Below are 24878 nucleotides of genomic sequence, written 5' to 3'. Positions count from 1 at the left end.
CGGCGACCTATCCGCAAGTCGGCACGCCGCCAGAAAGCAAGGTCTGCAAATGAAGTCCGATCACGCCAACCCCGGCCATCTGCGCGATTTTACCACCGACGCCCGGGTGCTGCTCATTGCCAGCATAGCGGTGGTGGTTGCGACGGCGGGGTTGTTGCCGGCATTGCCCTCTTGAAGCTGATCCGGCTTGCCACGAACATCGCCTATTTTGGCCAGTTCACGCTCGCCGACCTGAAACGGCAGGATACGCTGCTTGGCAGGCCGAAGAACGCGACCGCTCGGCTTTGCTGGGCTTCCGTATCCGGCGCAGGAAACAGGATAGCGTTGCCTGAAGGCTACAATTTGCCGCGCTTGGCCCAATCCAGCACATAGAGCCGGAGCGCCGAGGAGAGATTGGCATCCCGCGGGCGGCTCTCGTCGATTTCGGCGACAAGGGCGGCGAGCGTCAGTTTTCGCACGGCCGCGATGGCGACCAGGTCGTCGTAAAAAGGCTTTTCGAGCGAATAGCTGGTGCGGTGGCCGCGAATGGTGACCGAGCGCTTTTCCACCGGGCTCACGAGACGATCCTACTCACACTTCAAGCATCGGATTTGTCCGAATCGCCCGAATTTTCGCGGCGATGGCCGGCGACGAATTTATCGGCCTTGTCGGCGATCAGGCGGTCGCGATCCCGGCTGGGTTTGGAACGGCCATGCAGCGCCCGGTTCTGTTCGGCCAGGCGCTCCTTCTCGGCTCGCGCCTTCTGCTTGCGTGCCTGACGGAGATTGACGATCTCGGCCATGTCACGCCGCCCGTCGGGTCACTTCTTGCGGAAGGCGTCAAGCGACACGACGTCGGCGCCCTTGGCGACGGCGTCGGCCGCTGCAGGCTTCTTTTCCGCCTCGGCGGTTTTCTTCTTCGTCTCGGGCTTTTTCTCGGCGACGATGGCCAGCGGTTCGGGAGCAGGCTTGGCCTTTGTCTCCTGTTCCGCCGGGGTATCGGTCTTGACGTCGAATTCGAGCTCGAAGTTGACGGACGGGTCGTAAAAGCCGCGTACGGCCGAGAACGGGATTTCCAGTTTCTCCGGCACGTCGGAAAACGACAGCCCGACCTCAAAGCCGGTGTCGCTCACCTTCAGGTCCCAATACTGGAACTGGATGACGATGGTCATCTGTTCGGGATAGCGCTCGCGCAGCCGCGACGACACGCGCACGCCCGGCGCGCCCGTGAGAAAGGTGATGAAGAAATGATGGTTGCCCGGGAGACCGGTGCGCGCGACTTCGGCCAGGACCTTGCGCATGACGCCGCGCAACGCCTCCTGGGCCAGAATGTCGTAGCGGATGTGGTCGTCGGCCATGTGGCTGTCGGGTTCCGTTGAATCGTCCTGATAGCTGTAATCAAGCTTGAGCGCGGCGTAAACCGGATATAGATCGCCGGCGTGCGGAAGCGAAGCCCATTGGCGACGATTTGATCGTCAAACGGCTTTGATCGTCAAGCGCTGGCGAGCGCGCCCTGTTTGCTCGCCCGGGCCAAAGGCTGCCGCTTGCCGAAGGCGCGCAGGAAGGTGCGCACGCCATTTGTCGCCGATTGCACCACCTCGTCCTCGGTCGGTGTACCGCCGAGCATGAACGTCGTCTGCAACTCGGCATTGGCAAGCGCCATGAACTGGCGCGCTGCGACATCGGGATCGTCGATATCAAGGAAGCCGGCATGAGCGAGGCGGGCGAAGCGGGCGGCGATCGCCGGCCATGTCCTGCCCGGTCCTTCTTCGCGCCATTCGGCGAACAACTCGGGATAGCGCCCGCCCTCGGTCTGGATCAGCTTGCGCAGGAATTTGCCGTCGCGGTTGCAGATGCAGTTGTGGTTCATCCGCACAGCAAAGGCGATGAGGTCGGCCTCGAGATCCTTCGGCTGATCGGGAAAAGTGGAAATCGTGGCAAAGATGCCGGCATTGCAACGTTCGGTGAGGTCGCGGACGATGGCAACGAAGAGTTTCTCCTTGTCGCCGTGATGATTGTAGATGGTCTGGCGGGAGACGCCGGCCTCGGCGGCAATCATGTCGATATTGGCACCGGCAAAGCTTTCGCGGCAGAAGACCGAGGCGGCGGCATCGACAATCGACATGCGCTTGGCCTCGTGGCCTCGCGGCGGGAAAATGTCAGGAGAGACGTTGGCCTTCATGCAAAACTATATAGAGGTGGTTGACGAATTAGACAAGCCTGTCTAAATTTGTGGACTTGTACGAAGGGGGTTTCGTTCCGCAGAAGAGTCGGAACTCCACGGGATGGAACGTCCTAGGGTTACACGTCGGTCCTCGGCGGCAACCAGAATTCGAAAGAGCCTGCTATCATGAACGCCAAATTCCTCCGCATTGCGGTCGTGCTCGGCCTATTGTCCGCGATCGGCCCGTTTGCCATCGACATGTATCTTCCGGCCCTGCCTTCAATCGGTGAGGATCTGCATGCCGGCACTGCCGCGGTGCAGATGAGCCTGCTGATCTTCTTTCTTTCCATGGGCTTCGGCCAGATCGTCGTCGGACCGATCTCCGACATGGTCGGCCGCAAGCTGCCACTCTACGGCGGCCTGGCGCTGTTCATGGTCGGCGGCGTCGGCTCGGCGCTGGCTCCCTCGATCGAATGGCTGATCGCCTTCCGCTTCCTGCAAGGGCTCGGCGCCAGCGCCGGCATGGCCGTGCCGCGCGCGATCGTGCGCGATCTGCATACCGGCACCGAGGCCGCCAAGCTGATGTCGCTGCTGATGCTGGTGTTTTCGGTGTCGCCGATCCTGGCGCCGCTGACCGGTAGCCAGATCATCGAGGACTTCGGCTGGCGCGCCGTGTTCTGGACGGTGACGGGCGCGGCCGTGCTCGCCACCATCCTGCTGGCGACCTCGCTCAAGGAGACACGGCCGGTCGAGGAGCGCGCCGGGTCGTCCTTCGGGACGGCACTTTCCGGCTACCGCTTCCTGATGGGCGACCGCAACTTCCTTGGCCTGACGGCCATCGCCGGCTTCGGCATTGCGAGCTTCTTCGTCTATCTGTCGAGCTCGTCCTTCATCCTGATCGACCATTATGGCCTGTCGCCTTCGGTCTATAGCGTGTTCTTCTCGATCAATGCGGTTGCCTTTATCGGCATGTCGCAGCTGACCGGGTTGCTGTCGGAGCGGTTCGGGCTGCAGCGCGTGGTGCGCGTCGCGGTGACCGGCTATGCGACGACGATGGTGGTGCTGTTCGCGGTGATGGCATCGGGTGTCGACCGGCTCGACGTGATGGCGGCGCTGCTGTTCATCGGCTACGGCTTTCTCGGCCTGGTCATCCCGACGACGTCGGTGCTGGCCATGGAAGAGCATGGCGAGATCGCCGGTACCGCGTCGGCGCTGATGGGCACGCTGCACTTCGCCATCGGCGCGGTCGCCATGGGCGTCGCCGGCGTGTTTTTCGACGGCACGCCGCTGCCGATGGTGGCGGGCATCACGCTCTGCGCGGCGATCTCCTTCACACTGGCCAAAATAACGCTCGGCCGCAGCCGGGACGTCGCGGAAGCGCCGGCGGAGTAAACTTCGCCTATCGAGACAAAAAGGCCGGGCGATGTTCCCGGCCTTTTCACGTTTGCGGTCCCGGTTCAAAGCAGCCTATGCCTATATGACGGGTTCAGGACATGCAGCTTCGACATCTCAAAACCTTCGTGGCGGTCGCCACCACCTTGAACATCACACGCGCCTCCGAGCGGGTTCATCTTGCCCAATCGAGCGTGACCGAACAGATCCAGGCGCTGGAAAGCGATCTAGGCACGTCGCTGTTCGACAGATCACGGCGTGGCTTGAAGCTGACGGCGGCGGGACAACGCCTGCTGGACTATGCAAACGATCTCCTCGACCTCGCGGACGAAGCCCGTTCCGCTGTCGCCGACGCGAGCGGCACGGTTGCCGGTCGCCTGACTGTCGGCGGCCTGGAGACGCTTTGCTCGACACGCTTGCCAGCTGTGCTGGCGGAATTCCATCGGCGCCATCCCGATGTGGAACTGAACCTCAGGGCGGACGATAGCAGTGGGTTGCGTGCCGGCGTGACAAGCGGGGCGCTGGACGTATCTTTCCATTTCGGAGCCGTCCCGGCGGCGGCGCCGGAGCTGCGAAGCGAGCAAGTGGCGTTAGAAGAGCTCGTCACCATAATGCCGGCAAATCACCGGTTGGCCGGATATTCTGCCATAACGCCCGACGATCTGGCCGACGAGGCCTTCCTCGTCACCCAGCCCGGTTGCGTCTATAGGCGGATGTTCGACGAAACGTTTGCCGCAACATTGCCTGACCGTCCAAAACTCGTCGGCGAGTTCGCCAGCATGGGCGCGATACGGAGCCTTGTTGAAGGCGGTCTTGGATGCGCGCTGGTCCCGCGTCTCGTGGCTTCCGCGGCTGACGCCAATATCGTCGTGCTGCCCTGGGTCGGAAGCAGCCCGGTGACGCCGGTCACCATGGTATGGCGCCACCGGCGCATTCAAGCGCCGGTGCTGCGGCTGTTCCTTGCAATGGTCCGCGAAATCTGGCCATCGCTAGACCAGTCGCTGGCCACCATCGACATGAAGCACGGTTCCGGTGATGAAGCCGTTGTGCATGAGGGACGTGATGGCTTGGGCAATGTCGGCTCCCTGGCCGATCCGGCCGACGAGCAGACGCTTTGCCATGGCGTCCAGCGCGGCTGTCTTTCCGCTGCCGACGACGGCATCCCAAATCGGCGTGTCGACCCAGCCCGGCGAGACGACGTTGACGCGGATCGGCGCCAGTTCGACGGCAAGCGCGTAGGCGAGTGAGCCAAGTGCCCCATTAACGGCTGCCACCACCGAGCCTTTCGCCGCCGGACGATAGGCGGCGATGCCCGAGGTCAGCGTGATTGATCCCCTAGGCGTCAGACGAGGCGCGCCATGTTTGGCAAGAAGAAGCGGTCCGACGACTTTGGAATCCATCACTTTGCGCGCCACCGAGATATCCATCTCGGGAAGCAACTCATAGACGCCGGTAACGTCGGCGGCGGTCGAGACGATGTGGTCGAGCGTGCCGACATCCTGGAACAGGCGCTGGACCTCGTCCTCGCTTGTGACGTCGGCTGCGATCGTCCTCAGCCTTTCCGGGTGAGGCACGCGCTGCCGTGCGGTCAACAACCGGTCCTCGGAGCGGCCGACGATCGTAACCTCGGCGCCGGCGGCAAGCTGCTGTTCGGCCAGCGACAGCCCCATACCGGAACTGCCGCCAACGATCAGGATGCGTTCGTGTTTTGGTGTGGTTTCCTGGTTCATCTTATCTCTCCATGAGGCAGCTCGCCGGGCATGACCACGCGGCGAGAAACTGAGGCCTTGTCCCGCAAAGGCGTGGAAGAAGGGAAACGGGAAGAAACGAATGCTGCCATCGGAGGTTCCGATGATGGGAGGCCCTTGGGCTTTCGCCTCAGCCTGAGACGCCTCAGCCTGAGACGTTGACGATGCGCGATTTTCTGTGTAGCAGCGATCATCATGAAGATCGCAATGGTTCTTGCAGTGGTAGGAAAGCGCACGGGCAGGATGGTGTAACCATCCGGCGACAGCCACCCGTGCGCGACAAACAGGCTCCCGACGGGGCCTTTTTTTATGCCCGAAATTCTTCTTACGCCCGATTTCGGCGACGCCCCGTCAACCCATCCTCATCACGCTACGGGACAGAACCATGACAAGCGATAATTCCATTCAGCATACGAGCAACCGCATGACAGGAGCGGAGATCGTTCTCCGCGCACTCAAAGACAATGGTGTGGAGCATATTTTCGGCTATCCCGGCGCGGCCATATTGCCGATCTACGACGAGATATTCCAGCAGGACGACATCAAGCATATCCTCGTGCGCCACGAACAGGGCGCCGGCCATGCCGCTGAGGGTTATGCCCGGTCCACGGGCAAGGTCGGCGTGATGCTGGTCACATCAGGCCCAGGCACGACGAATGCCGTGACGCCCCTGCAGGACGCGCTGATGGATTCAGTACCGATCGTCTGTCTGTCCGGACAAGTGCCGACAACATTGATCGGCTCCGATGCCTTTCAGGAATGTGACACGATTGGCATCACGCGATCCTGCACCAAGCACAACTCTTTGGTCAAAGACGTCAATGACTTGGCGTCAGCAATCCATAGGGCGTTCCACATCGCCCGGTCGGGGCGACCGGGGCCTGTTCTCGTCGACATGCCAAAGGACGTTCTGTTTGCGTCCGGCGTGTATACGCCGCCATCGGGTGTTGCTGCGCTGAAAAATTATCAACCGAAGCTTCAGGGTGATATCGGCAAGATCGGCCAGGCGATAGCACTGATGGCCAATGCCAGCCGTCCCGTTATCTATGCCGGCGGCGGCATCGTCAATTCCGGCCCGGAAGCATCGAGATTGCTGCGGGAGCTGGTTCAACTGACCGACTTTCCGATCACCTCGACGCTTATGGGCCTTGGGGCTTACCCCGCCTCCGGCAAGAACTGGCTCAAGATGGTCGGTCTGCATGGTTCCTATGAGGCGAACATGGCGATGCACGATTGCGACGTCATGATCTGTGTCGGCGCGCGCTTTGATGACCGCGTGACCTCGCGTGTGGATGCTTTTTCGCCGAACTCCAGCAAGATCCATATCGATATAGATCCGTCCTCGATCAACAAGAACGTCCACGTCGATATCGGCATGCAAGGCGATGTCGGCAATGTTCTGGATGACATGGTTCGTCTATGGCGCGCATTGCCTCGCAAGCCGGATGAAGGCCGCCTCCAGGACTGGTGGAGAAGGATCGCCGGCTGGCGCGCGCGCAATTCATTCTCCTATGAGATGAACAAAGACGTGATCATGCCGCAATATGCGGTGCAGCGTCTCTACGCGCTGACGAAGGATCGCGACACATACATCACCACTGAAGTGGGCCAGCATCAGATGTGGGCGGCCCAATTCTACGGCTTCGAAAGGCCGAACCGCTGGATGAGTTCCGGCGGCCTCGGGACGATGGGCTACGGCCTGCCGGCGGCGCTGGGCGTGCAGATCGCACATCCGGACAGCCTCGTCATCGATATCGCCGGCGACGCATCGGTTCAGATGACCATGAAAGAGATGTCGACGGCAGTCCAGTACGACGCGCCGATCAAGGTCTTCATCCTGAACAACGGATATATGGGCATGGTTCGCCAGTGGCAGCAAATTCTTCACGGCAACCGCCTCGCGCATTCCTATTCCGAGGCTTTGCCCGATTTTGTCAAATTGGCCGAGGCGTTCGGAGCGGTCGGCCTGCGCTGCGACAAACCAGCCGACCTTGATGATGCGATCCAGGAAATGATTGATGTGGACCGGCCGGTGCTTCTTGACTGTCGTGTTGCCAAGCTCGCCAATTGTTTTCCGATGATCAGGACGGGCAGGGCGCACAATGAGATGCTTCTGTCACATGAGGCTGCCGACGAAACCTTTGGCAGCGCGATCGAAACGATCAGCCAGGGACTGGTATGAACGCCGCGGCGCCAGCGCGTATCAGGGCGTGAAAACCCCAGGCCTGCAGCTGCACATATCGGCCGAGCCTGCGGCTGCGCATATCAAAAAGGGGGAGAAATGGAGGTTTCTGTTGCCAGGTACCTCCGAACCCCGCCTAGAAGTGCGAACCACTAGGGCTTGAATTGAAGCTATCGCACCGCTTACGCGGCGAGACGTGCTTCCGCATAGTTGTCGTTGGCAACTATAAGTTTAGCCCGATAACGGTGGTACAATGCCGGGCAAAAGTACGATCTTTACACCTTCGTCGATCCTATTTCGCCCCCAGCAAAAGCCGCTCCTGAGCAGCGGTTTTTGGTGGAGGCGCCGGGTACCGCCCCCGGGTCCGAACGGCTTATTTCATCGCCTGTTTATCGCCATAGTCGGTCGAGCCGACGAAGCGAATATAGGGACTGGCGGTGGAAAATGAAAGGCCGGAATACCACTTTCGTCCGTGCCAAAGTGGATCATCAAGGGGTTGACTTGCAGCCGGTCTCAACCGAAGCTTTGTGGCGGTGAGGAGACCTAGCGCATTATTTGCGGCAGCGCGCCACAATCCTCACTGACCGGATCCCGTGGCGCCGACGAGGGGAAATTCGATGGCCGATTATCTCGCAGACGTAAAGAAGTATGATGCGGCGGCCGATGCCGACGCGGTCGCCAAGATCGTCAAGCATCTGGGCATCGCGCTCAGGAACCGCGATTCCTCGCTGGTGTCCTGCACCGACCCGGAGGAACTGAAGCGTGTCAGGAACAGCTGGGTCGCCGGCAAGCTCGGCGTCACCGACGGTGCCAAGGCGGATGGGGCTATCGAAAAGACCTGCAAGGCTATGGCGGCCGACAACAGCAAGAGCCGGGTGACATTCTATTACCTCGTCGCCAAGGATCTGGGCATGCTCGGCTCGCTCTGAGCAACCTCGCCGCCGGTGCTGGTGAGGCTTCTGCTGGAATCGTCTCGCTTTGCTGTGTTCGGCCGACGGTCATTCGGCTATGATGGCTGACAACCCGAATCGGACCGGAGCCGATGCGCCAGTATCTCGACCTTCTGAAGCATGTGCTGGAAAACGGCGCCGATCGCGGCGACCGCACCGGCACCGGAACGCGCTCGGTATTCGGCTACCAGATGCGCTTCGACCTGGCCCGCGGCTTTCCGGTCACCACCACCAAGAAGCTGCACCTGAAGTCGATTATCCACGAGCTTTTATGGTTCCTGGCCGGCGACACCAACATCAAATATCTCAACGATCACGGCGTCTCGATCTGGGATGAGTGGGCCGACGAGAACGGCGATCTCGGCCCGGTCTATGGCAAACAATGGCGGTCGTGGCCGGACGGCCATGGCGGCGCCATCGACCAGATTGCGAATCTTCTGAAGGAAATACGCAAAAATCCTAATTCGCGGCGGCTGATTGTTTCGGCGTGGAACCCGGCCGAGGTGGAGGCCATGGCGTTGCCGCCCTGCCATTGCCTGTTCCAGTTTTATGTTTCTGAAGGCAAGGTTTCCTGCCAGCTCTATCAGCGGTCGGGCGATATCTTTCTCGGTGTGCCGTTCAACATCGCTTCCTATGCGTTGCTGACGCTGATGGTGGCGCAGGTGACCGGATTGAAACCCGGCGATTTCATCCACACGCTCGGCGACGCGCATCTTTACTCGAACCATTTCGAGCAGGCGCGCGAACAATTGCGGCGCACGCCCAAGGCGTTGCCGACGCTGTGGATCAATCCCGAGGTGAAGGATCTCTTTGCCTTCCGCTTCGAGGATTTCCGGCTCGAGAACTATTTCGCCGACGCGACGATCAAGGCGCCGATCGCGGTCTAGCACCATAGCCGACCGTGCATATCGACATTGCCTACTGCGGCTGCGCCCTCGGGCCTTGTCAGCATCCATCTTGATTGGCCGACGTCGACTTGACGGGCAATCCCTGGTCGCTGATTTTCATGTGAATATTTCCTTCGGCTTCGACGCCGCTGTATCCAACGACGATTATCGCAGGCCGGGAAAACCTCGGTTCAGAATGCCGTCGCCGGTAAAGAGCCTTTCCTTGTTATGTTCGCACGGATATATCGATGGACGGCTTCGGGCGATCCGGGACGAGGAGAGTTTCATGCTGGCGCGCAAAGGTTCGACGACGATTGCCATCGCGGGTCTCGCCGCCATGCTGATGGCCGCGGTGCCGGCGGCCCATGCCGATGACAAGGTGGTCGTGTTTGCCGCGGCGAGCCTGAAGGATGGGCTCGATGCCGTCAACAAGGCCTGCGAGGCCGATGTCGGCGAGGCGGCGACCATTTCCTACGCGGCGAGCTCGGCGCTGGCCAGGCAGATTGAAAGCGGCGCGCCAGCAGACCTGTTCATCTCGGCCGATCTCGACTGGATGAAATATCTTGCCGACAGGAAGCTGACCAAGCCCGAAACCCAAGTGAAACTGCTCGGTAACCAGATCGTGCTGGTTGCGCCGCGGGATTCCAAGGTTGAAACCAGGATCGAAAAGGGTTTCGATCTTGCCAAGCTCGTCGGTGACGGCAAACTTGCCATGGGCGATGTCAAAGCTGTGCCGGCAGGCAAATACGGCAAGGCAGCCCTCGAATCGCTCGGTGCCTGGTCTTCGGTCGAAGGCAAGGTGGCGCAGGCCGAGAATGTCCGCGCCGCGCTAAAACTGGTATCGACCGGCGAGGCAGCACTCGGCATCGTCTATGCCACGGATGCGCATGCGGAGCCCGGCGTCAAGGTGATCGGCACTTTCCCCGCGGGTACCCATCCGCCGATCATCTATCCAGTCGCCCAGCTTGCGGATTCGAAGAGCAGGGATACCCCGGCGTTCCTGAAATGCCTGCAATCCGCCAAGGCTGGCGAACTCTTCAAGGCGCAAGGTTTTACAATCCTCGCGCCGAGCAACTGACGTACGGCACCGCACATGAACTGGCTGCTGGATCTCGCTCCCGACGAATGGAATGCGGTCCGGCTGTCGATCAAGGTGGCGACCGTCGCGATGATTGCCAGCCTGCCGCCGGGCATTCTGATCGCTCTTGTGCTTGCCCGCGGCCAGTTCTGGGGCAAGACGCTGCTCAATGGTCTGGTGCATCTGCCGCTGATCCTGCCGCCGGTGGTGACCGGCTATTTGCTGCTTTTGACTTTCGGCAAGCGTGGTCCGGCCGGCGCTTTCCTGGCCGAACATTTCGGCATCGTTTTTTCCTTCCGCTGGACTGGCGCCGCGCTCGCCTGCGGCGTGATGGGCTTTCCGCTGATGGTGCGGGCCATCCGGCTGTCGATCGAGGCCGTCGACCGCAAAATCGAGGCGGCCGCCGGCACGCTCGGCGCCAATCCGCTATGGGTATTTGGCACGATCACGCTGCCGCTGATCCTGCCCGGGCTGATCGCCGGTGCGATCCTCTCCTTCGCCAAGGCGATGGGCGAATTCGGCGCGACGATCACCTTTGTCTCCAACATTCCGAACGAGACGCAGACGCTACCGTCGGCGATCTACACTTTCACGCAGGTTCCCGGCGGCGACGCCGGCGCGCTCAGGCTGACGCTGATCTCGATCGTCATCTCGATGGCGGCACTTGTTGCCTCGGAAGTGCTGGCGCGGCGCGTCGGCCGGCGGATGGACATCGAATGACGGTTCAGGTCGACATCAGCCACCGGCTTGGCGGTTTCACCGTCAATGCCCGCTTCGAAAGCGCCGGGCGGCTGACTGCGCTGTTCGGGCCTTCCGGCTCCGGAAAGACGACGCTGATCAATTTGATTGCCGGGCTGATCCGCCCCGACAAAGGTCGTATCGCGGCCGAGGGCCGCGTGCTGGTCGATAGCGATGCCGGTCTGTTCGTGCCGAAGCACAAACGGCGGATCGGCATGGTGTTCCAGGATGCGCGGCTGTTTCCGCATATGAGCGTGGCGAGCAATCTGCGCTATGGCCGCTGGTTCACGCCGGCTGCTGAGCGTTACGCGGATATCGATGGCGTGGTCGAACTGCTCGGGATCGGCCATTTGCTCGACCGGCGGCCGGCAAAACTCTCCGGTGGCGAGAAGCAGCGTGTGGCAATCGGCAGGGCGCTGCTTGCCAGTCCGAAATTGCTGCTGATGGACGAGCCGCTGGCTTCGCTCGACGAGGGGCGCAAGGCCGAGATCTTGCCTTATATCGAGCGGCTGCGCGACGAGACGAAAATCCCGATCGTCTATGTCAGCCACTCGATCGCCGAAGTGGCGCGGCTGGCGAGCGACGTCGTGGTGCTGATGCAAGGAAAGGTCGCAGCTTCCGGTCCGACCGGAGCGATCATGCAGCGTCTGGATCTATTGCCGGCCGAAGAGCGCGGCGAGGGCGGTGCCGTGCTGGATACCGCGGTTCTGCGCCACGACGAAGCCTTTGGCATGACGGTGCTAGGCTCATTGGCGGGCGAGATCCGGGTGCCGCTTCTGGCAACGCCAGTCGGTGCGCCGGTGCGCGTCCGCATCCGTGCCCGCGACGTGATGATCGCCACCGAGCAACCGGTTGGCCTCAGCGCGCTCAACATATTGCCGGGCATGATCGTGGCGATAGAGCCGGGCGAAGGACCTACGGTCGAGATTGGCCTCGACTGCAATGGCGCAACCGTGCTTGCCCGCATCACCGAACAGTCGCGGCAGACACTGGGGCTTCGGCTTGGTCGACAGGTCTTCGCCGTGGTCAAGACGGTGAGCTTCGACCGGGCGAATACCGGCGCCGGCCTGCCCGCCGAGGCGGATGAGTGAACGGCCGATGATTCGCTATATCGTTTTGGAATAGCGGTATCGCTGGAGAACTTGTAGAATAGCGTGACCGCGGAGGAGCAAATGCCGTCGCTGAGTTTGCGGATAAATCTCGATCCAGATGGCCGCATCGGACCGGGCAAGATCGAGCTTCTGGAACAGATCGCCGCCTTCGGCTCGATTTCGGCCGCAGCACGCGGCATGGAGATGTCCTACAAGCACGCCTGGGATCTGGTCGAAGACATGAACCGCGTGTTCGGCAAGCCGCTGGTTGCGGCACAGACGGGCGGCAAAAAAGGCGGTGGCGCCCAGTTGACGTCGGTCGGGCTTGCTGTGGTCAGCCGCTTCCGCGCGATCGAGCGGGCTGCGTCTTCAGCAGCGGCGGCGCATATGGAGGCGCTGCAGGCCGAGATCGACGCAGCGTGACGCCGGCGGAATTCATGCCGCGTGTGATCCCTGTTACTTCTTTGGCTCGCCCGGCTTGCGCAGCAGATAGGTGTCCATGATCCAGCCTTTTTTCCGGCGGGCCTGCTCACGGGTGCTCACGATCTTGTCGCCGACGTCGCCAATCCGGCCCGAGATGACGATCTCGTCGGGCGTCCCGAGATAGGCGCCCCAGTGGACGGTGACGTCGTTGTCGTCCAGCGTGTTGAAGGCGCATTTGCCGTCCAGCATGACGATGGTGCTGCCGGCGTTTTCGGGCAGACCTTCCTCGGCGAGCCGGCGGCCGGTGGTGATCAAAATGGCGTCGCCGATCCGGTTCAATGCCATTTTGTGGCTGGCTGCGAGTGCCTGGATGGCGGTGATGCCAGGGATGACCTCCAGCTCGAACGCTACATTGCCTCTGAGGCGCACGCGCTCGAGGATGCGCAGCGCACTGTCGTAGAGCGACGGATCGCCCCAGATCAGGAAGGCGCCGCAGCCATCTTCAGGGAGTTCGTCGCGGATCAGGCCTTCGTAGATCGCGGCGATCGCCTCGTGCCAGTCGTCGACGGTCGAGCGGTAGGAAGGCGCCGGCTCGGCGCGCACCGGCACCTCGAATTCGACACGGCGCGAGTTCGGATTAATGACGAAGCGGTCGCAGATCTGGCGGCGCAATTCGGCGAGATCGTTCTTCTTGGCGCCCTTGTCGGGAATGAACAGCACGTCGGCCCGATTGAGACCGTTAATGGCCTGGACCGTCATGTGCTCCGGATTGCCGGCGCCGATGCCGATGACGAGAAGCTTGCGCATGGGCGAACTCCTGCCCGATCGGGACCGGCGTGTCTAGACCGACACGACATGCCGGCAGGCGCCGGCACATTTGCCGAAAGGCTTTGAAACGCCACATTGAACAGCTAGAGTCATGTTGGCATTCTCGCCGGGGGAGTTTCCATGTTCCGTTACGTCCTGACCGCAGCCTTGGCGCTCTCGGCTACGCCTGCGCTCGCCAATGATTCGGTGGCCGAACTCGGCACTGGTGGGCTGATCCTTTCGCGCAGCGATGCGGTGGCGATGGAAAGCGAGGATCTCTACATCTCGCCGGAAAAAGTGATGGTCGATTACGTCTTCCGCAACAACACCGACAAGGATGTCGATGCGATCGTCGCCTTTCCGATGCCCGACATCGAAGGCGACCCCGAAGAAATACCGGCGATTCCGGAGGCACAGAGCGACAATTTCCTCGGCTTCGAAGTGACGATCGACGGGGTACCGGCAAAGCCGCAGCTCGAGCAGAAGGTGTTCGCGCTCGGCATCGACATCGGCGCTGACCTGAAGGCGCAGGGCGTGCCGTTCTATCCGTTCGGCGATGCGGCCAAGGCAGCGCTGGCAAAGCTGCCGCAAGCGGTCGCCGACGACTGGGTCAACCGCGGCATCATCATCGAGGACACTGCCGACGACGGTTCGGGCATGAAGACCGTCTATACGCCGTTCTGGCAATTGCGCTCGACCTATTGGTGGCGCTCGACGTTTCCGGCCAACAAGGCGGTCCATGTCTCGCATCGCTACAAGCCGAGCGTCGGCGGCACCTCCTCGGTCAGCTTCTTCTATGACGGCCAGTTCCAGGGTCAGTATGCCGCCTACAAGACACGCTACTGCATGGACGATGCCTTCGAGAATGCCGTGCGCAAGGCAGCCAAGGACGATCCCGACGGCTACCCCAAATATTTCGAGAACCGCATCGCCTATATCCTGACCACGGGCGGCAACTGGGCGTCGGGAAACATCGGCAGTTTCAAGCTGACCGTCGACAAGGGCGATGCGAAGAACCTGGTCTCGTTTTGCGGCGAAAACGTCAGGAAGATCGGACCGACGACGTTCGAGATGAAGGCGCAGAACTTCTACCCCGAGCACGATATCGACATATTGCTGCTGGAGCCATCCGATGGCGGAAACGGCGGCTGATGGACCTCGCGATTTATGTCGCCATCGCCGAGAACGGCGTGATCGGGCGCGAGGGTGGGTTGCCGTGGCGGCTGTCCACCGATCTCAAGCGGTTCAAAGCCGATACGATGGGCAAGCCCATCATCATGGGCCGCAAGACCTATGAAGGCATCGGCCGCCCATTGCCGGGCAGGCTCAACATCGTGGTGACACGAGACAGGGCATGGCGCGCCGAGGGCGTCGAAGTCGCGCACTCGATCGAGGACGCAATCGCGCTGGCGACGGTGCGCGGGCGCTGCATGGCCGGCGCCGACGAGATCTGCGTCATCGGCGGCGGCGAGATCTACGCTCAGGCGCTGCCGTTGGCCGATCGGCTGCACGTGACCCATGTTCTGGCCGCGGTCGACGGCGATGCCCATTTCCCGCCGATCGATCCGGCGCTGTGGCGGATCGTCCGCTCGCAGGAGGTGGAGGCTGGCGAAAAGGACAGCCATGCGACACGCTATTCGGTTTACGAGCGGCGCCGCGACGTGCATTGAAGGCGACAAAGGGGTCGCGACAGGTCTAGATGGACCCAAAAGGCGGACAGTGGCGGCAGCCGATCGCGTTGAAAGCGTGCCGCTGCATCCCTATAGAATAATAATATTGGATTTTGCGCCGGTGAGCCGGCGCTTGAGGGAATTCCAAGCGAAAGGACATTCATGCCCTGGAACGACAAGAGCGGCGGCGGCGGCCCGTGGGGCGGCGGCAACAATCAGGGGCCTTGGGGTCAGGGACCAAAAGGACCCAGCGGCCCGCAGGGCTCGCCTCCCGATCTCGAGGATATCATCCGGCGCGGGCAGGACAGGTTGCGGCGCGCGCTGCCGGGCGGCGGTGGCGCGAGCCCTGCCGTGTTCGGGCTGATTGCCGCGGCGCTGGTGGTGCTATGGGCGTTCAAGGCGGTCTACACCGTGCAGCCCGACGAAGTTGCGGTGGAACTCAGGTTCGGCAAGCCGAAGGCGGAGCTATCGCAGCCTGGCCTGCATTTCCATTGGTGGCCCATCGAAACGGTCGAGACCGCCAACATCGCCGAGCAGCTTGTCAGTATCGGCGGCGGCAGTTCCAGCGGCAATGGCCTGATGCTTTCCGGCGACCAGAACATCGTCAATGTGCAGTTCTCTGTGGCCTATCAGGTCTCCGACCCTAAGGCCTATCTGTTCGACGTGTCCGACCCGGACGGCATGCTGCAGCAGGTCGCCGAAAGCGCGATGCGCGAAGCGGTCGGCCGGCGCCCGGCGCAAGACATTTTCCGCGACGACCGGCAAGGCATCGCGGCGTCGGTGCGTGAGATCATCCAGACGACGCTGGACGGTTACAAGGCCGGCCTCAACGTCAACGCCATTTCGATCGAGGACGCCGCGCCACCGCGCGAGGTGGCAGACGCGTTCGACGAGGTGCAGCGCGCCGAGCAGGACGAGGACAAGTTCGTCGAGCAGGCCAATCAGTATTCCAATCAGAAGCTCGGCCAGGCACGCGGTGCGGCCGCACAGATCCGCGAAGACGCGGCCGCCTACAAAAACCGGGTCGTGCAGGAGGCCGAAGGCGAGGCGCAGCGCTTCATCTCGGTTTATGACGAATATGCCAAGGCGCCGGAGGTGACGCGCAAGCGACTCTACCTGGAAACGATGGAGAGGGTGCTGAAGGATTCGAGCAAGGTCATCGTCGAGCAAGGCAACGGGCAAGGGGTCGTTCCCTACCTGCCGCTGCCGGCATTGCAGCAGAAGGCGCCGGCACCGGCCACCGGAGGAAACCAGTGATGGCCAACCGTCTTCCCGTCATTGCGGTCATCGCCGCGGTCATCCTGTTCCTGCTCTATTCGTCGGTCTTCGTCGTCAATGCGCGCCAGCAGGCGCTGGTGCTCAGGTTCGGCGAAATCGTCGACGTCAAGAACCAGCCGGGCATCTATTTCAAGGCGCCATTCTCCTTCTTCGATGCCGACACCGTCCAGCTGATCGAAAACAGGGTCCTGCGCTTCGACCTCGACAACATCCGTGTCCAGGTTTCGGGCGGCAAATTCTATGAGGTCGATGCCTTTATCGCCTATCGTATCTCGGACCCGCGTGTGTTCCGCGCCGCGGTCTCCGGCCAGATCGAACTGGCCGAGGCCCGGCTGAGGACGCGTCTCGACGCTGCCTTGCGCCGCGTCTACGGCCTGCGCGACTTCGAGGCGGCACTCTCGGAAGAGCGCGCGGTGATGATGCGCGAGGTGCGCGATCAACTGAGGCCCGATGCCACCTCGCTTGGCCTGCAGATCGAGGATGTCCGCATCCGCCGCACCGATCTCACGGCCGAAGTCTCGCAGCAGACCTTCGACCGCATGAAGGCCGAACGTCTCGCCGAAGCCGAGCGGCTGAGAGCGCGCGGCAACGAGGCAGCGCAGCGGATCAGGGCTCGCGCCGATCGCGAAGTGGTCGAAATCGTCGCCGAAGCGCAAAAAGAGTCTGAAATCCTGCGCGGTGAAGGTGAAGCCCAGCGCAGTGCCACGTTTGCCGGGGCCTATCAGCGCGATCCGGCCTTCTTCGATTTCTATCGGTCGATGAATGCCTATGGCACGGCGCTGAACAGCGCCGGAACGACGATGGTGCTGTCGCCGAATTCCGAGTTCTTCCGCTTCTTCCGCGACCCGGACAGCAAGGAAACGCCTGTGGCACCGGCGGCACCAGCGCCAGCACCTGCCGCTCCCGCCCCACCGGCAGCGCAGCCAAGCACCGGCCAGTAGGGCCGGTGCAGGGATAGCCGGCGTAACGGAGGATTTATCCTCTGGCGGTAGCCATAGCCGCAAACGTGCCTTATTTCTTGCCAACATGACGCGGACCGGCATTTTTGCCGAAGCGGTTTTTTTTCAGAACACCCGGAGGCCTTTCGATGACATCCACCACCCTTCTGCGTGCAGCGAGGCGGACGTTCATCGCCGGGGCCGCTGCGCTTCTGGTCGGCGCCGTTGCCGTTCCGTCGTTCGTGACGCCGACGATGGCAGCCGACGGGCCGCCCTCGGTTGCCGATCTCGCCGCCGGCCTGCTTGGCGCCGTGGTCAACATCTCGACGTCGCAGACTGTTAAAGGCACTGAGGGGCCGGGCGCAGTGCCGATGCCGCAGCTGCCGGAGGGCTCGCCCTTCCAGGACTTCTTCGACGATTTCTTCAAGAACCGTGGCGGCGACAAGGGCGGCGGCGGGCAAAAGGTGCAGTCGCTGGGCTCCGGCTTCGTGGTCGACGCCGAGCAGGGCATCGTGGTGACCAACAACCACGTCATTGCCGATGCCGACGACATCGAGGTGAATTTCTCCGATGGGGTGACGCTCAAGGCGACGCTGGTCGGCACCGACACCAAGACCGATGTCGCGGTGCTGAAGGTCGATCCGAAAGGGCACAAGCTGACGGCGGTGAAGTTCGGCGATTCCAACACGATGCGTGTCGGCGACTGGGTGATGGCGATCGGCAATCCGTTCGGTCTCGGCGGCACGGTGACGGTCGGCATCGTCTCGGCACGCAATCGCGACATCAATTCCGGCCCGTATGACGACTTCATCCAGACCGATGCCGCGATCAACCGCGGCAATTCCGGCGGACCGCTGTTCAACAGCAGCGGCGAAGTCATCGGCATCAACACGGCAATCATCTCGCCATCGGGCGGCTCGATCGGCATCGGCTTCTCGATCCCGTCGCAGCTTGCCTCGGGCGTCGTCGACCAGCTTCGCCAGTTCGGCGAGACGCGGCGCGGCTGGCTCGGCGTGCGCATCCAGCCGGTGACCGACGACATTGCCGAAAGCCTGGGCATGGCGACCGCCAAGGGCGCGCTGGTCGCCGGCGTCATCAAGGGCGGGCCGGTCGACAACGGCACAATCCAGGCCGGCGACGTCATCATCAAATTCGACGGCAAGGACATCCATGAAATGCGCGACCTGCCGCGCGTCGTGGCGGAGAGCCCGGTCGGCAAGGCGGTCGACGTGATCATCGTGCGCAAAGGGGTCGAGCAGACCGTCAAGGTGACGCTCGGCCGGCTCGAGGACGGCGAAAAGCTTGCCAGCGGCGGTGAAAACGGCAACACCGACCAGGACGATGCCGACAAGGCGCCTGCGGTTTCGACGGCTGCCGTGCTCGGCATGACGATCGGCGAGCTCAATGAGGAGACGCGCACGAAGTTCGGCATTGCCGCCGACGTCTCCGGCGTCGTCGTGACCGACGTCGCCAAGGATTCGGCGGCTGCCGAACGCGGCATCCAGCCGGGCGAAGTGATCACCGAGATCGCGCAGGAATCGGTCGCAACGCCCAAGGACGTCATGGACCGGATCGGCGCGCTGAAGGAGCAGGGGCGCAAGAACGCGCTTTTGATGCTGGCGTCGAAGACCGGCGAGCTGAGGTTTGTGACAATCCGGATGGATTGAGTCCGGAAGAGCCTGCCACACTCTGATCTTGAAACGAAAAAGGGCGGCTAGCGGGCCGCCCTTTTTCTTGCCTGCCAGTCTGTGCGTGGCAGCCTGTAGAAGACATGTCGCCTGAGTGCGGTGTGGCTGTCCGGAACACCGGGATGGTCGAAGTCGGAGGCCGGGTCGGCGATCATGCCCAGGCGCTCCATGACGGCAGTGGACCGGCTGTTATCCTTGACTGCGAAGGACACGATTTCGTCGAGGCCAAGTCTTTCAAAGCCATAGGTCAGCCAGGCTTCGGCTGCTTCGGTGACATAGCCGCGGCCCCAGAATTCGGGTGCCAGCCGCCAGCCGATCTCGATCGTGCCGGGCGGCAGGAATGGCAAATGATCGGTTCGGGTTATGCCGACGAAGCCGATGCATTCACCTGTGGCTGCGATCTCAGCGGCCGCGAAGCCGAAGCCGTCGCGATCGATAGCCGCGCGCAACTCCTCCATCTTGGCGTCCGACTGGGCACGGTCGCGCCGAAACGGAAAGAATTCCATGACGCGCTCGTCGGAATTGATGCGATGGAAGAGCTCGCGGTCACGATCTCCCCAGTTGCGCAGGATCAGGCGCTCGGTGCGGATCGGCGTCATTCGACAAATTCCTCCCGGCGATAACCCTGCAGATAAAGCAAGGCGGTGAGGTCGCCGTGGTCGATGCGGATCTTTGCCTCGGCTGCCACGGCCGGCTTGGCATGCAAGGCGACGCCGATGCCGGCAAGACGGATCATGTCGAGATCGTTGGCGCCGTCGCCGACGGCAATGGCATCGGCAGGCGTCAGGCCGAGGCGGGCGGAAATCTCGATAAGGGCTTCGGCCTTGGCGGCGCGGCCGAGGATCGGTTCGGCGACCAAGCCGGTGAAGCGGCGATCCTGCTCGATCAGGCGGTTGGCGCGATTTTCGTGAAAGCCGAGCAATGCTGCGATGCGGGTGGTGAAGATGTCGAAACCACCGGAGATCAGCGCCGTCCAGGCGCCATTGGCCGCCATTGTCTGGACGAGCGTGCGGCCGCCGGAGGCTAGCGTCAGGCGATTGTCGATGATGCGGTCGATGATTGCGGCATCGAGACCCTTGAGCAGCGCCACACGCTCGCGCAAGGCCGGCTCGAATGCGATCTCGCCGTTCATGGATAGCGCCGTGATGGCGGCGACCCGATCCTTGACGCCGATCTCGTCGGCAAGCTCGTCGATGCATTCCTGGTCGATCATCGTCGAATCCATGTCGGCGATCAGGATCTTCTTGCGCCTGTTCTCAGCCGGCTGGACGGCCACGTCGATCGGTTCGGAAGCAAGCGCGGCCTGCAGGCGCGCCGTTATTTCGGAAGCGTCGGCGGTCTCCGGCAAGTCGAGTTCGCAGGCGATGCCTTCGGCCAGCCAGCGAACAGCGCTTGCGCCGACCGACCGCGAGGCCATATTCGCTAGCGTCGGCGTCAATGCGCGGCCGGCGGGATGGGATAGAAGCGTGGCGATCAGCGGCATCGAAAATTCCAGCGGACAGGCGGGCGAAGGCCGCGTGAAGAACGCGATCCTGATAGCCGGGCCGACCGCCAGCGGCAAGTCGGCGCTCGCACTCGACCTCGCCGAGCGCAATGGCGGTGTCATCGTCAACACCGATTCCATGCAAGGCTATTCGGTGCTCGACGTGCTGACGGCGCGGCCTGGTCCTGCCGAACTCGCCCGCGTCCCCCACTTTCTTTATGGACACGTCGATCCGTCCACCGCCTATTCCACCGGCGCCTGGTTGCGTGATGTCACGAAGCTGATCGACGACGGCACGCTCTCGGAGCGGCCAGTGATTTTCGTCGGCGGTACCGGGCTTTATTTCCGGGCTCTCACGGAAGGTATCTCGGAGATGCCCGACATTCCGAAGTCGATCCGCGATCGCTGGCGCTACGAGCTCCAGGAACAGGGCGCAGTGAGATTGCACCGCATCCTGCTGCGCGAGGATTCTGCGGCCGGCATGATGCTGAAGCCGACGGATGGCCAGCGCATCGTGCGGGCGCTGGAGGTGCTCGACGCGTCGGGGCGTTCCATCCTGGACTGGCAGGCCGCGCGTGGCCGGCCGTTGATCGACAGGAGCAGCGCGCGCTTTTTCGTCATCGAGCCGGAGCGAGCGGCGCTGGTGGAGCGGATCGATGCTCGCTTCGACCGCATGCTGGACAAGGGGGCACTGGACGAGGTGAAACAGCTTTCAGCGCTCGGCCTCGATCCCGACCTGCCGGCGATGAAAGCAATCGGTGTTCGCGAGCTTCAGGCCGCGCTGGCCGGCGCCTTCAGTTTTCCCGAGGCCATCGAGCGCGCGAAAATCGCGACGCGGCAATATGCCAAACGGCAGGCGACCTGGTTCAGGCACCAATTGGGCCCGGAATGGCAGAGATTGCGTCCTGGTGAGGGGATCGACTCGATGCACTCACTCCCTCATTCGAGCGCAACCTGAAAAGTCGACACCGAGGGGACATTTCGCGTTGAAGTTGTCCAGGTTAACTGTCCGTAAGTTCCCGCATGCCATAAGATCGTTACGAACTTTCCAACGGGGAGCAGATGCGTTTCCACAAGGCGGAATCAGCCTTTTTCGTCTTTATTTTTGTGATCCTGGCCGCCGGCCTGGTGACGCTTTACGCCTATGGGCTCCTGCAAACCCTGGCCGCCGACATTAGCAATACGCCTTCGGAACTCGATGAAATCGTCTATCTCAACAAGCTGCTGTTTGCGACGGGCGTGCTGCTGGCGACTGCGCTGTTCTTCGGCATTTTCTTCATCTACCCGCTGATCCGAAAGCAGGCGACGGAAGAAGGCAAGCTGCGCGCCATGACCGTTTCGCTCAGCGCGCGTTCGGAGACGCTAGAGCATGCGGCGCTCACCGACAGCCTCACCGGCATGCAGAACCGGCGTTATTTCGACGATGCGCTGAAGGAATATCTCGAAGAGTTCCGTCGCATCGAGAAACCAGTAGGGCTGATGATCCTCGACCTCGACCATTTCAAGCAGGTCAACGACAGCCACGGCCACGATGTCGGCGACGAGGTGTTGCGGGCGGTCGCCAACTGTCTCAAGGACATGACACGCTATCACGACGTGGTGGCGCGCCTGGGCGGCGAGGAGTTCGCGGTGGTCACGCCCAATATGGACGCCGAGCTGCTATCCAAATTCGCGGAGCGCATCCGCAAGGCGATCGCCAACATGTCGGTGCTGACGGGCAATGTCCGACTGAAAATCACCACCAGCGTCGGGCTTGCCGTCTGGGATCGCAAGGAAACCGCCGAGGAGTTCTATCGCCGCGCCGATCGCCAGCTCTATGAGGCGAAGAGGCAAGGGCGCAACCGCGTCTGTGCCTGAAATTCCGTCATTGAATTCCTGATGCCGGCCGTCTGGTATCGTTTTCTGCGTTTCCGGTGCACGCAGACCGACGTCACCCAGTCAAGCTGAGATGCTGCTGCCTTTGCGGGGCTTGCCGGAAATAGAGGTGTTGCCGTGACTAAATCCGATCTCTCCGGTCTTTACCGAGGCTATATTGCATGCCTGAACAAGCAGGATTGGCCAAATCTGGGGCGGTTTGTTCATGATGAAGTGACCCACAACGGTCGCAAGCTCGGATTGTCCGGCTATCTCGAAATGTTGGTGAGAGACTTCGACGAAATTCCGGACCTTTACTTCGACATTCAGCTATTGGTTGCCGATCCGCCTTATGTAGCGAGCCGGCTAAGCTTCGACTGCGCGCCAAGGGGAACGTTCCTTGGGCTCGATGTAAGCGGGAAGAGAATTTCGTTTGCCGAGAACGTATTTTATGAGTTTCAGAGAGGGAAAATTCGCCAGGTGTGGTCAGTTATAGACAAGACAGCCATCGAAACTCAGCTTTGATATCTGCGAGCGCTGCCTAAAAGTCGCTCGGCTCAATCATTCTGGGGGACGCAGGCCGAAGGTCGCCGGCTTGAGGCCGTAGCGCAAGTCGAAATCGTCGTTTCGCTGGGTGCGTGCGGCCGACGGCTTGCGATAGTCCGAATCGCCGGCCTGCCGGCCCGAATCGACGACTTCCGCGAAAGGCATTGCCTGTCGTGATTTCGGCACGTTGCGCAGCCGTTCGACGATCGCCACGAGGTCGACCTCGTCGCCGGTTTCGGACGGCAAGGCGTCCTCGCGCTTGGCCGTGCCGGGGATCAAATCCTCGGAGAGCTTTTCAAACTTCATCCGCATCGTCGTCGCCACGCCTTCCCCGAAGGCGATGGCCTCGCGCTGGCCCATGGAAGACAGGAACGCCAGCGTCGAAGCCGAGGAATCGGCAATCGCCGACCGGATGATCGCCTGGTCCTGATCGTTGGCGAGCCGCATAGCAAAGAACGTCGAGCACTGCGACAGGATGGTCGGGTCGAGTTCGCCCGGGCGCTGGGTGACGACGCCGAGATAGCAGCCATATTTGCGGCCTTCCTTGGCGATGCGCGACAGCGCGTGCCGCGTCGGCGCGAAACCGAGGCGCGGATCGGCCGGCATATAGCGATGCGCTTCCTCGCACAGGAAGAGCAGGCGCAGGCGGCCTTCGCTCCACAACGCCAGGTCGAAGGCCAGCCGCGCCAGCACCGAGCATACGGAATTGACCACCTCGGACGGCATGCCGGCCATTTCGAAGCAGGTCACAGGGCGGCCGTGATGTGGCACGCGGAAGATGTTGCCGATCGTCTCGTGGATGGTGTCCTCGATCAGGCGCGAGTTGAACATGAAACGGTAGCGCGGATCGGATGCCGCCGATTCGATACGTGTCTTCAGTGACCTGAGGGTCGGGCGATCGTTCTTGCTTTCCAGCAATCCCATGCGTTCGTCGACCAGCTTGATGAGGTCGGCAATGCGATAGGGCACCGGCGCGTCGGCGGTCAGCGCATCGGTGCTGCGCCGTAGATAGTTGCCGGAGTTGGGATTGCGGTAGAGATTCTTGGCCGCGGGAATGAGATCGCGCAAGGCGTCGACCTCTTCCGGAACCGTCTCGCGGCCGCGAAACAGCACCTCAGCAAATTCCTCTAGCTTGAACATCCAGAAGGGCAGGTCGAGCGTCGTCGAATCGACCCTGACGCAATATTCGGCCAACGACGCGGCGAACTCGTTGTGTGGATCGAGGATGAGCACGCGCAGGTCGGGCCGGGCGGCGATCGACTTGCGCAAGAGCAGCGACACGGCGGTCGATTTGCCAACCCCGGTGGTGCCGACAATGGCGAAATGGCGCGCCAGCGTATCGTCGATGGCGATATTGGCGTCGATGGCCTCGTCCTGCGACAGCGTGCCGATGGTGATCGAATGACGACCGGCGAGATCGTAGACGGCCTGCAGGTCGCGGCTGCGGATACGATGGGCAATGGCGCCGATATGCGGATAGGTCGTGATGCCACGGTCGAAGATCGGCTTCGCGCCGGGTTCGGCACCGTCGCGCACCTCGCCGATCAATTCGATGCTGACCTCGATCGGATTCTGGCCCTCGCTGCTCCAGGCACGATCCGACTTGGCGATTTCATAGACCAGGCCGACGGTTCGCGATGTACCGAGATTGATCGAGATCATCTTGCCGACGCTCCACAGGCCGGTGACCGTGCCTTCGATATCGTCGGCATAGGCGCTGATGGTGGCGCGCGCGCCGTCGCATTGCACGACATTGCCCAGAATGCGCTTGTCGTTCTGCTCCGCCCTGCGGCGCTCCAGCAAAGTCGGTTCCCCAATGGAGGCTTCGCGTTCAACGAGCATGGACACGCCGATCCCTTTTTCCAAGCGATGAGCCTAGGCGAACGGGGTTAAGGTGGGATGAGGCCGGATGGTTTAGCGGACATTAAGGAGTTTGCGAAAACTGGATGAAACGGCCGTTGCTCCGTAGAAAAATTTCGATAT

26 protein-coding genes, 1 other RNA gene and 1 pseudogene are annotated in these 24878 nt (G+C 62.0%); 18 read left to right on the top strand and 10 right to left on the bottom strand.

Features of this window, described 5'->3' with window-relative positions; translation table 11 throughout:
* Positions 1 to 49: 49 nt before the first annotated feature.
* Positions 50 to 175, top strand: a complete 126-nt coding sequence (locus tag NKI24_RS10920) for a hypothetical protein (protein WP_352450080.1) — start codon at positions 50 to 52, stop codon at positions 173 to 175.
* A gap of 160 nt (positions 176 to 335) precedes the next feature.
* Here the strand turns inward: NKI24_RS10920 and NKI24_RS10915 are convergent, their stop codons facing one another.
* From NKI24_RS10915 to NKI24_RS10900, 4 genes are all read right to left on the bottom strand, one after another.
* Positions 336 to 557: a ribbon-helix-helix domain-containing protein gene (locus NKI24_RS10915; protein ID WP_352450079.1), complete on the bottom strand. Its 222-nt coding sequence runs from the start codon at positions 555 to 557 to the stop codon at positions 336 to 338.
* A gap of 20 nt (positions 558 to 577) precedes the next feature.
* Positions 578 to 781 carry a DUF4169 family protein gene (locus tag NKI24_RS10910; RefSeq protein WP_023676708.1) on the bottom strand — a complete coding sequence of 68 codons (204 nt, stop codon included), beginning with the start codon at positions 779 to 781 and terminating at the stop codon, positions 578 to 580.
* 18 nt (positions 782 to 799) lie between these two features.
* Positions 800 to 1336: an SspB family protein gene (locus tag NKI24_RS10905; RefSeq protein WP_352450077.1), complete on the bottom strand. Its 537-nt coding sequence runs from the start codon at positions 1334 to 1336 to the stop codon at positions 800 to 802.
* Positions 1337 to 1470: 134 nt separating this feature from the next.
* Entirely contained in the window at positions 1471 to 2160 is a 690-nt protein-coding gene (locus tag NKI24_RS10900) for a TetR/AcrR family transcriptional regulator (protein ID WP_352745169.1), read from the bottom strand.
* Positions 2161 to 2328: 168 nt separating this feature from the next.
* On the opposite strand from NKI24_RS10900, the gene NKI24_RS10895 reads away from it, so the two are divergent.
* The gene (locus NKI24_RS10895) at positions 2329 to 3534 is read left to right on the top strand and encodes a multidrug effflux MFS transporter (protein WP_352745166.1); all 1206 of its coding nucleotides are present in this window, start codon (positions 2329 to 2331) and stop codon (positions 3532 to 3534) included.
* 101 nt (positions 3535 to 3635) lie between these two features.
* Positions 3636 to 4451, top strand: a pseudogene (locus NKI24_RS10890) (LysR family transcriptional regulator); the annotation flags it as partial.
* Positions 4452 to 4523: 72 nt separating this feature from the next.
* Here the strand turns inward: NKI24_RS10890 and NKI24_RS10885 are convergent.
* Positions 4524 to 5264: an SDR family oxidoreductase gene (locus tag NKI24_RS10885; RefSeq protein WP_352745163.1), complete on the bottom strand. Its 741-nt coding sequence runs from the start codon at positions 5262 to 5264 to the stop codon at positions 4524 to 4526.
* A gap of 403 nt (positions 5265 to 5667) precedes the next feature.
* Here NKI24_RS10885 and NKI24_RS10880 point away from each other — a divergent pair, with 403 nt between their 5' ends.
* Positions 5668 to 7464, top strand: coding sequence for an acetolactate synthase 3 large subunit (locus tag NKI24_RS10880; RefSeq protein ID WP_352745160.1), 1797 nt, complete (start codon positions 5668 to 5670; stop codon positions 7462 to 7464).
* 98 nt (positions 7465 to 7562) lie between these two features.
* Here the strand turns inward: NKI24_RS10880 and ssrA are convergent.
* Positions 7563 to 7918, bottom strand: a transfer-messenger RNA (tmRNA) gene (gene ssrA, locus NKI24_RS10875).
* Between the two features lie 163 nt (positions 7919 to 8081).
* On the opposite strand from ssrA, the gene NKI24_RS10870 reads away from it, so the two are divergent.
* The 6 genes from NKI24_RS10870 to NKI24_RS10845 all read left to right on the top strand — a co-directional run bounded on the left by NKI24_RS10870 (position 8082) and on the right by NKI24_RS10845 (position 12631).
* Positions 8082 to 8393 (top strand): DUF2853 family protein, encoded by a 312-nt coding sequence (locus tag NKI24_RS10870; protein WP_352705123.1) that lies wholly within the window; start codon positions 8082 to 8084, stop codon positions 8391 to 8393.
* A 113-nt stretch (positions 8394 to 8506) separates the two neighbouring features.
* Positions 8507 to 9301, top strand: coding sequence for a thymidylate synthase (locus tag NKI24_RS10865; RefSeq protein ID WP_352705121.1), 795 nt, complete (start codon positions 8507 to 8509; stop codon positions 9299 to 9301).
* Positions 9302 to 9587: 286 nt separating this feature from the next.
* Positions 9588 to 10379 (top strand): molybdate ABC transporter substrate-binding protein, encoded by a 792-nt coding sequence (modA, locus tag NKI24_RS10860; RefSeq protein ID WP_352745157.1) that lies wholly within the window; start codon positions 9588 to 9590, stop codon positions 10377 to 10379.
* A gap of 15 nt (positions 10380 to 10394) precedes the next feature.
* On the top strand, positions 10395 to 11099 hold the full coding sequence (modB, locus tag NKI24_RS10855) for a molybdate ABC transporter permease subunit (protein WP_023676699.1): 705 nt from the start codon (positions 10395 to 10397) through the stop codon (positions 11097 to 11099).
* The gene (gene modC, locus NKI24_RS10850) at positions 11096 to 12208 is read left to right on the top strand and encodes a molybdenum ABC transporter ATP-binding protein (protein ID WP_352724763.1); all 1113 of its coding nucleotides are present in this window, start codon (positions 11096 to 11098) and stop codon (positions 12206 to 12208) included. Before modB ends, modC begins: the two co-directional genes overlap by 4 nt.
* Before the next feature lie 81 nt (positions 12209 to 12289).
* Positions 12290 to 12631, top strand: a complete 342-nt coding sequence (locus NKI24_RS10845) for a winged helix-turn-helix domain-containing protein (RefSeq protein ID WP_023676697.1) — start codon at positions 12290 to 12292, stop codon at positions 12629 to 12631.
* Positions 12632 to 12664: 33 nt separating this feature from the next.
* On the opposite strand, the gene cobF is transcribed toward NKI24_RS10845, so the two are convergent.
* Entirely contained in the window at positions 12665 to 13438 is a 774-nt protein-coding gene (cobF, locus tag NKI24_RS10840) for a precorrin-6A synthase (deacetylating) (RefSeq protein WP_352680226.1), read from the bottom strand.
* Between the two features lie 141 nt (positions 13439 to 13579).
* Here cobF and NKI24_RS10835 point away from each other — a divergent pair, with 141 nt between their 5' ends.
* The 5 genes from NKI24_RS10835 (at position 13580) to NKI24_RS10815 (ending at position 18991) form a co-directional block, all read left to right on the top strand.
* On the top strand, positions 13580 to 14590 hold the full coding sequence (locus NKI24_RS10835; protein ID WP_352539564.1) for a DUF4424 domain-containing protein: 1011 nt from the start codon (positions 13580 to 13582) through the stop codon (positions 14588 to 14590).
* A complete protein-coding gene (locus tag NKI24_RS10830) occupies positions 14590 to 15108 on the top strand; it encodes a dihydrofolate reductase (RefSeq protein ID WP_023676694.1) in 519 nt (172 codons plus the stop codon). Before NKI24_RS10835 ends, NKI24_RS10830 begins: the two co-directional genes overlap by 1 nt.
* A gap of 162 nt (positions 15109 to 15270) precedes the next feature.
* Complete coding sequence (hflK, locus tag NKI24_RS10825; RefSeq protein WP_023676693.1) at positions 15271 to 16365, top strand: FtsH protease activity modulator HflK; 1095 nt, start codon at positions 15271 to 15273, stop codon at positions 16363 to 16365.
* Complete coding sequence (gene hflC / locus NKI24_RS10820; RefSeq protein ID WP_023676692.1) at positions 16365 to 17327, top strand: protease modulator HflC; 963 nt, start codon at positions 16365 to 16367, stop codon at positions 17325 to 17327. Before hflK ends, hflC begins: the two co-directional genes overlap by 1 nt.
* A 146-nt stretch (positions 17328 to 17473) precedes the next feature.
* Positions 17474 to 18991: a DegQ family serine endoprotease gene (locus tag NKI24_RS10815; protein ID WP_352745152.1), complete on the top strand. Its 1518-nt coding sequence runs from the start codon at positions 17474 to 17476 to the stop codon at positions 18989 to 18991.
* Positions 18992 to 19038: 47 nt separating this feature from the next.
* On the opposite strand, the gene NKI24_RS10810 is transcribed toward NKI24_RS10815, so the two are convergent.
* Together NKI24_RS10810 and serB are read right to left on the bottom strand one after the other, a co-directional pair.
* Positions 19039 to 19611: a GNAT family N-acetyltransferase gene (locus tag NKI24_RS10810; protein ID WP_023676690.1), complete on the bottom strand. Its 573-nt coding sequence runs from the start codon at positions 19609 to 19611 to the stop codon at positions 19039 to 19041.
* Entirely contained in the window at positions 19608 to 20495 is an 888-nt protein-coding gene (serB, locus tag NKI24_RS10805; protein ID WP_352450067.1) for a phosphoserine phosphatase SerB, read from the bottom strand. Before serB ends, NKI24_RS10810 begins: the two co-directional genes overlap by 4 nt.
* Here serB and miaA point away from each other — a divergent pair.
* From miaA to NKI24_RS10790, 3 genes are all read left to right on the top strand, one after another.
* Positions 20485 to 21453, top strand: coding sequence for a tRNA (adenosine(37)-N6)-dimethylallyltransferase MiaA (gene miaA / locus NKI24_RS10800; RefSeq protein WP_023676689.1), 969 nt, complete (start codon positions 20485 to 20487; stop codon positions 21451 to 21453). The genes serB and miaA overlap by 11 nt on opposite strands.
* Positions 21454 to 21557: 104 nt before the next feature.
* Positions 21558 to 22352 carry a GGDEF domain-containing protein gene (locus NKI24_RS10795; RefSeq protein WP_023676688.1) on the top strand — a complete coding sequence of 265 codons (795 nt, stop codon included), beginning with the start codon at positions 21558 to 21560 and terminating at the stop codon, positions 22350 to 22352.
* Between the two features lie 135 nt (positions 22353 to 22487).
* A complete protein-coding gene (locus NKI24_RS10790; RefSeq protein ID WP_023676687.1) occupies positions 22488 to 22874 on the top strand; it encodes an ester cyclase in 387 nt (128 codons plus the stop codon).
* A 36-nt stretch (positions 22875 to 22910) separates the two neighbouring features.
* On the opposite strand, the gene NKI24_RS10785 is transcribed toward NKI24_RS10790, so the two are convergent.
* Positions 22911 to 24737, bottom strand: a complete 1827-nt coding sequence (locus tag NKI24_RS10785) for an ATP-binding protein (protein ID WP_352450066.1) — start codon at positions 24735 to 24737, stop codon at positions 22911 to 22913.
* Positions 24738 to 24878 lie beyond the last annotated feature (141 nt).

The organism is Mesorhizobium sp. M0701 (assembly GCF_040320365.1).
Taxonomy (GTDB): Bacteria; Pseudomonadota; Alphaproteobacteria; order Rhizobiales; family Rhizobiaceae; genus Mesorhizobium.
Note: the sequence above shows the minus strand (reverse complement) of the source record. Positions and strands in the feature narration are given on the sequence as shown.

Coding starts and splice junctions, on each gene's coding strand:
- hflK (WP_023676693.1), top strand. CDS start 15,271: ATGCCCTGGAACGACAAGAGCGGCGGCGGCGGCCCGTGGGGCGGCGGC.
- modC (WP_352724763.1), top strand. CDS start 11,096: ATGACGGTTCAGGTCGACATCAGCCACCGGCTTGGCGGTTTCACCGTC.
- serB (WP_352450067.1), bottom strand. CDS start 20,495: ATGCCGCTGATCGCCACGCTTCTATCCCATCCCGCCGGCCGCGCATTG.
- NKI24_RS10795 (WP_023676688.1), top strand. CDS start 21,558: ATGCGTTTCCACAAGGCGGAATCAGCCTTTTTCGTCTTTATTTTTGTG.
- NKI24_RS10910 (WP_023676708.1), bottom strand. CDS start 781: ATGGCCGAGATCGTCAATCTCCGTCAGGCACGCAAGCAGAAGGCGCGA.
- modB (WP_023676699.1), top strand. CDS start 10,395: ATGAACTGGCTGCTGGATCTCGCTCCCGACGAATGGAATGCGGTCCGG.
- modA (WP_352745157.1), top strand. CDS start 9,588: ATGCTGGCGCGCAAAGGTTCGACGACGATTGCCATCGCGGGTCTCGCC.
- NKI24_RS10865 (WP_352705121.1), top strand. CDS start 8,507: ATGCGCCAGTATCTCGACCTTCTGAAGCATGTGCTGGAAAACGGCGCC.
- NKI24_RS10885 (WP_352745163.1), bottom strand. CDS start 5,264: ATGAACCAGGAAACCACACCAAAACACGAACGCATCCTGATCGTTGGC.
- NKI24_RS10920 (WP_352450080.1), top strand. CDS start 50: ATGAAGTCCGATCACGCCAACCCCGGCCATCTGCGCGATTTTACCACC.
- NKI24_RS10815 (WP_352745152.1), top strand. CDS start 17,474: ATGACATCCACCACCCTTCTGCGTGCAGCGAGGCGGACGTTCATCGCC.
- NKI24_RS10785 (WP_352450066.1), bottom strand. CDS start 24,737: ATGCTCGTTGAACGCGAAGCCTCCATTGGGGAACCGACTTTGCTGGAG.
- NKI24_RS10900 (WP_352745169.1), bottom strand. CDS start 2,160: ATGAAGGCCAACGTCTCTCCTGACATTTTCCCGCCGCGAGGCCACGAG.
- NKI24_RS10810 (WP_023676690.1), bottom strand. CDS start 19,611: ATGACGCCGATCCGCACCGAGCGCCTGATCCTGCGCAACTGGGGAGAT.
- NKI24_RS10905 (WP_352450077.1), bottom strand. CDS start 1,336: ATGGCCGACGACCACATCCGCTACGACATTCTGGCCCAGGAGGCGTTG.
- NKI24_RS10845 (WP_023676697.1), top strand. CDS start 12,290: ATGCCGTCGCTGAGTTTGCGGATAAATCTCGATCCAGATGGCCGCATC.
- hflC (WP_023676692.1), top strand. CDS start 16,365: ATGGCCAACCGTCTTCCCGTCATTGCGGTCATCGCCGCGGTCATCCTG.
- NKI24_RS10835 (WP_352539564.1), top strand. CDS start 13,580: ATGTTCCGTTACGTCCTGACCGCAGCCTTGGCGCTCTCGGCTACGCCT.
- cobF (WP_352680226.1), bottom strand. CDS start 13,438: ATGCGCAAGCTTCTCGTCATCGGCATCGGCGCCGGCAATCCGGAGCAC.
- NKI24_RS10880 (WP_352745160.1), top strand. CDS start 5,668: ATGACAAGCGATAATTCCATTCAGCATACGAGCAACCGCATGACAGGA.
- NKI24_RS10830 (WP_023676694.1), top strand. CDS start 14,590: ATGGACCTCGCGATTTATGTCGCCATCGCCGAGAACGGCGTGATCGGG.
- NKI24_RS10870 (WP_352705123.1), top strand. CDS start 8,082: ATGGCCGATTATCTCGCAGACGTAAAGAAGTATGATGCGGCGGCCGAT.
- NKI24_RS10895 (WP_352745166.1), top strand. CDS start 2,329: ATGAACGCCAAATTCCTCCGCATTGCGGTCGTGCTCGGCCTATTGTCC.